11 protein-coding genes are annotated in these 11083 nt (G+C 35.1%); 6 read left to right on the top strand and 5 right to left on the bottom strand.

Going from position 1 to position 11083, the window contains the following annotated elements; genetic code table 11:
• Window position 1: 1 nt before the first annotated feature.
• Window positions 2–778 carry a TerB family tellurite resistance protein gene (locus tag ACKXGU_RS08080; RefSeq protein WP_463464837.1) on the bottom strand — a complete coding sequence of 259 codons (777 nt, stop codon included), beginning with the start codon at window positions 776–778 and terminating at the stop codon, window positions 2–4.
• A gap of 119 nt (window positions 779–897) precedes the next feature.
• Here ACKXGU_RS08080 and ACKXGU_RS08085 point away from each other — a divergent pair, with 119 nt between their 5' ends.
• The 4 genes from ACKXGU_RS08085 to ACKXGU_RS08100 all read left to right on the top strand — a co-directional run bounded on the left by ACKXGU_RS08085 (window position 898) and on the right by ACKXGU_RS08100 (window position 3796).
• The gene (locus tag ACKXGU_RS08085) at window positions 898–1308 is read left to right on the top strand and encodes a BrxA/BrxB family bacilliredoxin (protein ID WP_463464838.1); all 411 of its coding nucleotides are present in this window, start codon (window positions 898–900) and stop codon (window positions 1306–1308) included.
• Between the two features lie 62 nt (window positions 1309–1370).
• Window positions 1371–2108: a lysophospholipid acyltransferase family protein gene (locus ACKXGU_RS08090; protein WP_463464839.1), complete on the top strand. Its 738-nt coding sequence runs from the start codon at window positions 1371–1373 to the stop codon at window positions 2106–2108.
• 11 nt (window positions 2109–2119) lie between these two features.
• Window positions 2120–3103, top strand: a complete 984-nt coding sequence (locus ACKXGU_RS08095; RefSeq protein ID WP_463464840.1) for an acyl-ACP desaturase — start codon at window positions 2120–2122, stop codon at window positions 3101–3103.
• Window positions 3104–3139: 36 nt separating this feature from the next.
• The gene (locus ACKXGU_RS08100) at window positions 3140–3796 is read left to right on the top strand and encodes an HD domain-containing protein (RefSeq protein ID WP_463464841.1); all 657 of its coding nucleotides are present in this window, start codon (window positions 3140–3142) and stop codon (window positions 3794–3796) included.
• A gap of 11 nt (window positions 3797–3807) precedes the next feature.
• Here the strand turns inward: ACKXGU_RS08100 and ACKXGU_RS08105 are convergent, their stop codons facing one another.
• Window positions 3808–4680 carry an AraC family transcriptional regulator gene (locus tag ACKXGU_RS08105; RefSeq protein WP_463464842.1) on the bottom strand — a complete coding sequence of 291 codons (873 nt, stop codon included), beginning with the start codon at window positions 4678–4680 and terminating at the stop codon, window positions 3808–3810.
• A gap of 211 nt (window positions 4681–4891) precedes the next feature.
• Here ACKXGU_RS08105 and ACKXGU_RS08110 point away from each other — a divergent pair, with 211 nt between their 5' ends.
• Window positions 4892–5494 (top strand): hypothetical protein, encoded by a 603-nt coding sequence (locus tag ACKXGU_RS08110; RefSeq protein ID WP_463464843.1) that lies wholly within the window; start codon window positions 4892–4894, stop codon window positions 5492–5494.
• A 72-nt stretch (window positions 5495–5566) separates the two neighbouring features.
• On the opposite strand, the gene ACKXGU_RS08115 is transcribed toward ACKXGU_RS08110, so the two are convergent.
• Window positions 5567–6640 carry a PA0069 family radical SAM protein gene (locus ACKXGU_RS08115; RefSeq protein ID WP_463464844.1) on the bottom strand — a complete coding sequence of 358 codons (1074 nt, stop codon included), beginning with the start codon at window positions 6638–6640 and terminating at the stop codon, window positions 5567–5569.
• Between the two features lie 249 nt (window positions 6641–6889).
• Between ACKXGU_RS08115 and ACKXGU_RS08120 the strand changes: the two genes are divergently transcribed.
• A complete protein-coding gene (locus ACKXGU_RS08120; RefSeq protein WP_463464845.1) occupies window positions 6890–8596 on the top strand; it encodes a T9SS type A sorting domain-containing protein in 1707 nt (568 codons plus the stop codon).
• Between the two features lie 155 nt (window positions 8597–8751).
• On the opposite strand, the gene ACKXGU_RS08125 is transcribed toward ACKXGU_RS08120, so the two are convergent.
• Together ACKXGU_RS08125 and ACKXGU_RS08130 are read right to left on the bottom strand one after the other, a co-directional pair.
• On the bottom strand, window positions 8752–9534 hold the full coding sequence (locus ACKXGU_RS08125) for an enoyl-CoA hydratase/isomerase family protein (RefSeq protein ID WP_463464846.1): 783 nt from the start codon (window positions 9532–9534) through the stop codon (window positions 8752–8754).
• Window positions 9535–9608: 74 nt separating this feature from the next.
• Complete coding sequence (locus ACKXGU_RS08130) at window positions 9609–11066, bottom strand: sensor histidine kinase (protein WP_463464847.1); 1458 nt, start codon at window positions 11064–11066, stop codon at window positions 9609–9611.
• Between the last annotated feature and the right edge of the window lie 17 nt (window positions 11067–11083).

An 11083-nucleotide genomic window follows, 5' to 3' on the forward strand; every position in this document is an offset into this window, starting at 1 on the left:
CTTAAAATCCTTTTTCTTTTTGCAATTGCTCGTAAGCCTGCTGCACCTGTCTAAATTTTTCTTCAGCGCCTTCCTGATGCTCTTTTCCTAAATGCACGACTCTGTCTGGATGGTATTTTTTGGCCATTTTACGGTAAGCTGCTTTAATTTCAGCTACTGATGCACCTTTATCAATTTCAAGGATTTTGTAAGCATTATCCGTACTGTTATAAAACATCGCTTTAATACTTTCATAGTCTCTGGAACCTATTCCCAAATAACCTGAAATGGTATAAATCTGTTTAACCTCATCTTCCGTAACATAGCCATCTGCTTTGGCTATACCAAAGAGAAAATGAAGCAACTGCAAACGTGATGGATGATCCATCATTTGTTTAATCTGCAAACAAACCTGACGTGTCGATATTTGTTGTTTACTGATGTTTTTGAATAATTTGAAGGCATGGTTGGCACGTTCTTTTCCGTACATGCTCGCAAACTGCTGTCTCACAAAATCCAATTCCTTTTGGTCTTGTTTGCCATCTGCCTTTATTACAATGGATGCCAAAACCAACAAGCTCACTTCAAAATCGCCTGATTGAGTTTGGGGTTGTGACTGATTTCGAGTTCTGGTTGATTGTCGTTGTCTGTTTCTACCTTCACCCTGACCTAAAAACGGACTTTGATTGCCGTCTGCCATCGCATCAACAATACTTCCCAATGCCAAGCCAATAATGGCACCTATTGGCCCACCAAAGGACCAGCCTAAAGACGCTCCTATCCATTTAGAAAAACTCATCTAACTATCAATTTTATTTATCTGTAAATATACTATTTGTTAGTAGATTGACTGTTTAATTTGTTACACAATTGGTATCTTTGCAACATCTAAATATTAATCTTAAAAATTTATAATATATGTATCCAGCAGAATTAGTAAAACCTATGCGCGAAGATTTAACCAATGTAGGTTTTGAAGAATTACATACTCCTGAAGCTGTTGATAGGGCTTTAGCCAAAGAAGGAACCACATTGGTAGTTGTTAATTCGGTTTGTGGTTGTGCTGCGGCCAATGCACGTCCTGGTGCTAGAATGAGTTTGCAAAATGCTAAAAAACCGGACCATATTGTAACCGTTTTTGCAGGTGTCGATAAAGAAGCTGTTGACAAAGCACGCGAATATATGATCCCATTTCCACCAAGCTCACCAAGTATGGCCTTATTCAAAGATGGTGAATTGGTTCATATGTTAGAACGTCATCACATTGAAGGGCGACCAGCTGAATTGATTGCCGAAAATTTGATTGATGCCTATAACGAACATTGCTAGATAGCTACTATCTTTTTTAAAATAAAAACCACGTTATTCAACGTGGTTTTTTAATTTTGGGCATGATTAAAATTCTCGCTTATATACTTTCAACAATATATGCCATTTGTTTCTTGTTAACATTGGTCATTTTTCATCCCATACAATGGTTTTGCTTTAATGTATTAGGTTATAAAGCGCACAAGATCAGTGTTGATTGGTTACAGTTTTTTATTATGAGGTGTACCAATATTTTAGGGACACGTTATAAGTTTGTCAATTCCTATCAAATTGAAACGAACCAGCCATTAATCATTGTTGCCAACCACCAAAGCATGTATGACATTCCACCCATAATTTGGTATATGCGAAAGTATCATCCCAAATTTATAAGCAAAAAAGAATTGGGTAAAGGGATTCCGAGTGTTTCCTATAATTTGCGCCATGGCGGATCTGTTTTAATTGATAGAAAAAACCCCAGGCAATCCTTACCTGCCATTATGAAATTTGGCCAATACATTGAAGAGAATAATAGAACGGCTGTTATTTTTCCCGAAGGTACACGAAGCAAAGACGGTAAAATGAAACCTTTTCAAACAAAAGGTTTAGATATTTTGTTCAAAAAAATTCCTTCAGCTACTATTGTCCCTATTACGATCAATAATTCCTGGAAGCTGTTTAAGTATGGTAAATTCCCTATGGGATTGGGTGCCTTTGTTACCCTAACCGTACATAAACCCATCAAATTGGCTACCTTTGTAGATAGAGATAAGCTCATTAAAGAGATTGAAACAGTTATCGCTTCGAGTATAAACCCCTAATAATCCCTGTTATGTCCTTAAAGAATGTCAGATTAGAAGTCATGCAGTTTTTGGAAAAAGACGTAGATGCCCTCATAGAAAAATATCTAATCCCCATTGAAAAAATTTGGCAACCGACCGATTTTTTGCCAAATTCTGAAAGTGATGCGTTTTTGGAAGAGGTGAAAGAAATACGAGAACTTTCCAAAGAACTCCCTTATGATTTTTGGGTTGTTTTAGTAGGTGATATGATTACTGAAGAAGCCTTGCCAACCTACGAGTCATGGCTTATGGACGTTGAAGGTATTGATCAGGTAGGTAGAAATTCTTGGGGAAAATGGGTGCGTCATTGGACTGCTGAAGAAAATAGACATGGTGATGTGCTTAACAAATATCTTTATTTAACTGGTCGTGTTAATATGAAGGAAATAGAAAAAACCACCCAATATCTTATTGCTGATGGTTTTGACATTGGAACCGATCGTGATCCCTATAAAAACTTTTTATATACCAGTTTTCAGGAATTGGCCACTTATATTTCACATAATCGCGTAGCCAAATTAGCTAAACAAAATAGCAACAAACAATTGGCTAAAATGTGCAAAATCATCTCAGGGGATGAAATGCGCCATCATAATGCCTATTGTGAGTTTGTTGAACGCATTTTTAAGGTAGATCCTAGCCAAATGATGATAGCTTTTCAACATATGATGAAACGCAAAATCACGATGCCTGCTCACTTCTTAAGAGAATCTGGCGGTAAGATTAGCGACGCTTTTGAAGAGTTCTCAAATACAGCACAGCGAATTGGTGTTTACACCTCACAAGACTATGTAGATATTCTACAAAAACTTATACAACGCTGGGAAATAGAAAAAATCACCAACCTGACCGATGAAGCTGAAAAAGCCAGAGATTATCTCATGAAATTACCTTCAAGATTAACAAGGCTTTCTGAACGTATGAGAATTCCTGAAAACGCTTTCCACTTTAAATGGGTTGAACCCGTTGTATAAAAATTCCTGATTATACCTTAACGGAATTTTCAAAATATGGACAATTTAAAATTAATAGACAAAACCATTGATTTTGTAAAAGACCAATTAAAAAACGCTGAAGGAGGTCATGATTGGTTTCATATTGAACGTGTATATAAAAACGTCTTATTAATTAGCCAAACGGAAAACGTTAATCTTCAAGTTGTTCAATTGGCTGCCTTATTACATGATATTGCTGACAGCAAGTTTCATAACGGTGATGAAACCATTAGTCCAAAAAAAGCACGGGAGTTTTTATTCCAGGAAAATGTATCATCTGAAGTTATTGAGCATGTAGTCAACATTATTGCCAATATGTCCTTTAGCAAATCGTTAGGAAAAGACCGTTTATTTCACTCCAAAGAACTGGAAGTTGTGCAAGATGCAGACCGATTGGATGCATTGGGAGCCATAGGAATAGCAAGGGCATTTAATTATGGTGGTTTTAAGAACCGAGCCATTTACGATCCGGAAATCAAGCCTGATCTTAATATGAGTAAGGAAGCATATAAAACTTCCTCGGCACCAACGTTAAATCATTTCTACGAGAAATTGTTATTACTCAAAGATATGATGAACACCAAAACGGGTAAAAAACTTGCCGAAAAGCGCCATGATTTTATGTTGTCTTATCTGAAACAGTTTTATGCTGAATGGGATGGCAATAAATAATGGATAGGTTTTTAAACAATCATTTGTTTCATATCCTTCCTGTAACCGGAAGCGCTTTTTCCAATCACTTGTTTGAAGAGCTTGTTGAAATGGGAAAAATTATTGAAACCGCTTTCAAAGCAAATATCGGTGATACTCAATTGGCTTTCATTAAGTAATTTGGTTGCATGGACAATACGGTATTCGTTTACCAGTTGCGTAAATGTTTTGCCCGTTACGCGTTTAAAATATCTGCAAAATGCCGGAACTGTCATGCTCACTTCATAGGCCATATCATCTAGGCTTATGTGTTTTTTGAAATTAGAATTTACATATTTATAAATCTTATCAATTTTAGCCGTATCTTGTGGTTCGGTTTCAAAATCAAACCCATCAGAATTAAGTACCCTGTATTCTTCTGTTAATGCCAATTCCTGTAAAACTTCTAAAAGTTTAATAATTCGGTCAAAGCCCTTGTAATCAATCAAATCCTCAATTTTAGGACCAACAGCTTGTTTCGTTTCAATGTTGAATAATATTCCTTTTTTAGCCCTTTCAAAAAGCTTATTAATAGCTGTCATTTCTGGTACATTAAAAAAATCCGTGCCCAAAAAATCAGGTTTAAATTGCACCAGGGTTTCCTTCCCATTAGTTGTCATCCCATCGGTAAATCCATTATGGGGCAAATTAGAACCTATGAGCAACAATTGGCTGTTATTAAAATACGATACGTGATTCCCAATATGTCTTTTCCCAAACCCCTTATTAACATATAGCAATTCAATTTCTGGATGGAAATGCCAAAAAGCCAGCTTATTGTCTGTTCGCTCCTTATGTTGTTCCACAAGAAGCGAATAACCAAAATCAGTGCTTAATTTTTTTAATGCCGGTTTTTTAGTATTCATGGATTGGCTTTGCACAAAGTTAATTTCTTGAAACAAGAAACTTATATACAAATTTAACTAAAATGTGTTCTATATTAACATTAATGTGTTTAGTGTTCGTATTATGCGTTAAAATAACATACAAACTTGTTAAAATAGCTGTTTTTGTACCTGTATATGTACACTATCTTTGAACCATTAACACGAAGTACAATCCAAAAAACCCAAAGTCATGAAACACGTACTAAAAAACAATCTATTATTAGTGACATTATTTACTGTGCTATTCGGTTATAGTACAGAGAAAACTACATTTGAAAATGATTTAAGAGCCAAGGAATCCTACATTACTTTTAAAAATGTAAAAAAAGGGTCTTTATTACATCTTAAAAACATTAATGATGAAATAATTTATACGGAAGAAATCAGCAAATCTGGTTATTATTCAAAAAAGTTTGACTTTACATTTTTGCCTCAAGGAAGTTACTTTTTTGAATTGGTCAAAGATTTGGAAATTAACGTGAAACCCTTCAATGTCAATGCCGATTCAATCACTTTTCCAAGTGAGAATGCTACAAATTTCTATAAACCCTATGTGACGTTAAAGGGATCCAAAATTTTGATTTCGCAATTAACATTAAATAAGCAACCTCTTAAAATCAAGCTCTTTTATGAAAATGGCATGGGTGGTTACGATTTGATCTATACAGAAACATTGAGTGGAGATATGATTCTAAAAACGATTCTTAAGCTTTCTGAAAAGCGAAAAGGCAGTTATAAAGTAGTTATGTTTAGTGAAAACCACATGTTTGAAGAAACCCTAAATTTATATTGAATATTAACGATTAAGTTAGTTTGTATTAAGCCAAAAGTCTCTTTCTGTGTTGGGAAAGAGGCTTTTGTGTTTTTAAAACAACCGTAATTGTCCATCTTTGTATTCCTCGTGGAGATCAGTATTCAATTTTGGCATGGCTTTGTCCTTAAAGTATTTGCGCCTTGCCAATTTAATTAAACTATGAATCTGTTTCGCTATTTCTCCTTCTCCTTCCATCCGTTTACCAAACCGCGAATCGTTTAGTTTGCCACCATGACAATTTTCTATTTGATGCAATACTTTGTCTGCTCGGTCAGGCATGGTTTTTTTTATCCACTCTGTAAAAATTTCGCCTATTGCTCCATTTAACCTAACTAGAGTATGTGCAATAGATAAGGCTCCAGCCTCTCTGGCTTTTTTTGCCATGGGCAAAATTTCATGACTGTTTATAGATGGTATAATGGGTGCCAACATCACGTTAACGGGAATGCCATTTTCCGAAAGTACTTTAACCGTTTCCAAACGCTTTTTTATGGTTGCTGTTCGAGGCTCTAAAACACGTCTCGTTTCTTCAGAAAGCGAGGTAATGGATATATTAACAGCAATTAAATTGTTTTTTGCAAAAGCTTTTAAAATATCTAAATCACGAAGTATTAATGCGTTTTTAGTGATGATTCCCACTGGATGTTTATACTTTAAAAAGACCTTTAAACATTCTCTGGTTATTTCAAACTGTTTTTCGACTGGTTGATAACAATCTGTATTTCCTGACATCACTATTGGAAAGGCTTTCCAGTTTTTTCGTTTGATAAATACTTCCAATAGCTTTGGCGCATCTTTTTTTACCAATATGCGCCGTTCGAAATCCAAACCTGCACTGTAGCCCCAGTATTCATGACTATTTCTGGCATAGCAATATACACATCCATGCTCACAACCTTGGTACATGTTCATAGAATAGCCCATACCCACATCTGGGCTCGTGACTTTATTGACTATGGTTTTTGGAAAAACTGGTAAATACAGCGTTTTGTTTTTGTCCGCTTCTTCGCCTTCTCTGGCACAAAACTCTAAAAAATCGTCACGTAATTCATGACTTAATTCGAAAAAACGATTGGGTACATTGTGCTGGGCACCACGCCCTTTAATAACAGACTTGGGGTTCATTTTACTAATATAATTGTGTGATTGGAAAAACCTGATATCTAAAATTAGTGATTTTTTAACCCCGAAAGTGTTAAAGTAAAAATGGTTTATTAACAAATTTGACTTTGTAAAATAAAAAACCGAACTTCGTTCCTATCAGCCGACAGGCAAGTAATTGCTTATATAAACCATTGAAACAGTTCCTATCAAAACATTGTAAGCAATTTAATACTCCTTTAAATTTTGTACATTTAGATTAAATACATTATTATGAAAAAACTTGTTGCATTAATTCTTCTTCTCCTTCCATTTTTTATTTATTGTTCAAATGTTAATGGTAATGCCTTTTTAGATAACGATTCAGATCATAGTGATATCGTTATTAAATTTTTTCCAGTTTCAGGGAGTGCTGTTTACAGTGAAGGATTTACTAATTCTAGTGGTGTTTTTAATATTCCTGTAGTTAATGGTGTTTATGATATAAGTTATGAAAAAAGTGGCTATCAGACATATGTTCTTAATGACCAATTCATCAGTACAGATATGACTTTACCCGATGTCACTTTGAATTCAAATTTAATTGTTTATGTATCTGGGAATGTTTCTGGAAATTGGACTAGTAGCAATACTTATATTGTAACTGGAAACATTACAGTTCCTGTTGGTCAAACGTTAACCATTGAACCAAATACTGAAATTAAATTTGATGGCTATTTTTCACTAATTGTGAATGGTACTTTAAATGCCGTTGGAACTGAAAATAATTATATAATATTCACTTCTACTAGCTCTATTCCTACAAATACCGATTGGAATCAGATATTTATAAATACTTCGTCGACAGGATCTATTCTTAAATATTGTATCATTGAATATGGAAAACAAGATAATAATGACAATTATGGTATTGTTCATATTAGAGGAGAATTAGATATTGAAAACTGTATTATCCAGAATAGTGAAGAAAGTGCTATAAGTGTAAGAGATGCTGGTGTTGTTAATATTATAGGTAATCAAATTAAAAATTGCTCTTACGGAATCTATGTTAATAGTAGCTCGGAAACTACAATTGAAAACAATAAAATCTCAAACATTAACTTAATTGGAATGTCAATTCATTTAGCAAGTAATTCTACAACTGTTTTTAGTAATCAAGTTTCTAATTGTGGAATTTATGGCATTCAATCTTGGGCAAATATTCCAATAAAACGGAATATTGTTTTTGAAATAGGATCAATTCTTGGTCATTACGGAATAATGATTCCCGGTGGACAACCCTCAATATGGAATAATACTCTTTTTTCTAATGCTGGTGGTATAGGAATTTATGATAATGATATTTTCAACCCAAACCCCAGTATAAACTCAAATATTATTATTAATAGTTCCTATTATGCCATTAGGTCTGAAGGTGAGCCAATGCCATCAATTGTAGCTTTTAACTTATTCCATAATAACGGTTCTGGAATTGGAAATAATCTTCCCGTAGGAGTTGGAACAATTATTACTCAAAATGAGAATGGCACAGAGTCAGATACATACTACAATATTTTTATTGAACCCAATTTAGTTACAATTGACCCTACAAATATTGAATTTTGTGAATTAGCCTCATCTTCTGTAGCCATAAATGCGGGTGATCCAACTATTTCAAATCAATTCAATTCTACAATTATTGATATTGGTGCAAAAGAATTTGATGATAACTTATCTGTTGAAGATTTTAATTTAAATAATAAAATATTAGTTTTTCCAAACCCCGTCAGTGACTTTATTACTTTAAAATCCGACAATCACCTTTTTAATTCGGTACTAATTTTTGATATTAAAGGAAAGTTATTGAGAGCAATCAATAAAAACTCGAAAGTAAAAGAAATGTCTATTTCAGAATTGAGTTTTTTAAGTCATGGAATTTATATGATGGAAGTATTCAATGATAACAAAATGATAACACAAATCAAGATCATTAAAAAATAAAACTGATTACAACAATGTAATAACCGCAATTACGGAGGATTCGACTACGTTCGAATCCACTCGGTAATTGCTTACTTCGGCGCCAAATGGACTATTTTGTATATTTTAAAGCAGTAACTTCGGTTATACGAAACCGTTGAGCGAACTTTTAAAAATTACTCACCTGGAAAATCGGCTTGGCGTTTTTCTAAAAAGGCAGTGGTGCCTTCTTTAAAATCGGCAGTACCAAAACAGTTTCCAAATTCTGAAATTTCAACATCAAAACCATTTACACCGTCCTGGTAATTAGCGTTAACGGCTTTGATAGCGCCTTTAATGGCAACCGAGGAGTTTCGCATAATCTTACCAGCGATTTTTTCAGCCAATGGCATCAATTCTTCTTGTGAAGTCACATGGTTTACCAATCCGTAACTATGAGCCGTTTGCGCATCAATCATACCAGCAGTCATGACCATTTCCATAGCACGACCCTTGCCAACTAACTGCGGCAATCGTTGAGTACCGCCATAACCTGGAATAACTCCTAATGACACTTCGGGTAATCCCATTCTGGCATTGTCACTAGCCACTCTAAAATGACAGGCCATTGCCAATTCCAAACCACCGCCCAATGCAAAACCATTTACAGCAGCAATAACAGGTGTACCCAAATTCTCAACAAAATCGAATAATATTTCCTGACCTTTGGCAGCCAATTTGCCTCCATTTTCAACATCAAAATCGGCAAATTCAGAAATATCAGCACCTGCCACAAATGCTTTTTCACCACTACCTGTTACAATAATAACCTTAACGGCCTTATCAGAATCAGACGCTTTAAAGGCCTCATGCAATTCTTGGATGGTCGCTTTGTTCAGCGCATTTAATTTATTAGGTCGGTTAATGGTAATGTAGTTTATGCTGTTTTCGGTTTTCGATAAGATGTTTTCGTAAGTCATTTTTACTGATATGGATTTAAGGTGATTTCGACCAGTTCGTGAGCCTCACTGTCCGCCTCAATCACCAATTTTCATTATTCTTTAGGGAAGGTTACTTTAAATGTCGTGCCTACACCTTCTTGTGATGTAAAGGTAATATTTCCATTATAAGTTTCCACAATATTTTTTACCATGGCCAATCCGAGTCCCATACCGCTGGTTTTGGTGGTGAACTTGGGCTCAAATATTTTAGATTTGTTTTTCTCTGAAATACCTCTGCCATTGTCAGAAACAATCACATTTACCATGTTGCCTTCACTATTTACCTCAACGATTATCTGTGGTGTTTTATTGCTGTTTTCGGGGAATGCCTGAATACCGTTTTTTACTAAATTGGTCACCACACGTATGAGCTGGGTTCTGTCAAACTTGGCAATAATTTCGTCATCACTTGCTTTAAAGATAATATAATCTTCATTGAAAATATCCAACGCCAGCTTCACAATTTTAACCACATTTAAGGTTTCATTCTGTTGCGCAGGCATTTTGGCAAAGTTCGAAAATGCCGAGGCAATGGAACTCATGGTGTCTATTTGCTGAATCAGGGTTTTACTGAATTCATCTACTTTTTTGGTGATACTCTCATCCGTTGGGTCAAACTTTCTTTGGAAACTCTGAACACTCAATCGCATGGGTGTTAGCGGATTTTTGATTTCATGAGCCACCTGTTTGGCCATTTCGCGCCAAGCTTGTTCGCGCTCACTGGTTGCCAGTTTTACGGCACTTTCTTCCAACTCATCAATCATACTATTATAAGCATTAATGAGCGTTTCGATTTCCTGACTCGATGTACCAATATCTATCTTTTCGTTGCGTTTTTCAAAACGCGTCTTGCTCATAAAATCACTAACAGTCTTCAGCGATTTGGTAATATATTTTGAAAGAAAATAGGCCAATACCACCGCTATGATGAGCATGAGCACATACGCATAACTTAAACGTTCCAGGAATTCGTTGAGTTCCTTATTTAAAAAATCATCATCTTCTAAATAGTGTAAATTTAAGATGGCCAGCGGTTTAAATTTCTTATCCGTAATAATGGAATAGGACGATAAATAGCCTTCTTCATTCTCAATGGTTTTATTCACATATCTATGATCCAAGGTATTGGAAACCGTATTTAAGATATTAGCATCCAGGCATTTTGGAATGGAATCGGCTGCAAAACTAGCTTTAGATGATTTTATCAAACCACCCTCTAAATCATAGAGATTGATTTCCATATTATGAACGGTGGCAATCTCATAAATTTCGTCTTTAAAAATAAGTGGAACATTTTCACTAGTAACCGGATAAGTAGTCTCCTTGATGGTATACTCAATACTTGAACGGATGTTCTCTTCCTTGCGCTCCAATCTATCTTGGTGATAATCTCGAGCTTCTTCATTGTATTGATAAATGGTAACACCCGCAATAAGTACCGAGGCTAGTAGTACCAGGAGAATCATGGCAATGAAGATGCGAAATCGTAAGGACAGTTTACCTAGTTTCATAACTGTTTTGTAGTTGC

The sequence above is a fragment of the Hanstruepera sp. CR43 genome (assembly GCF_055227665.1).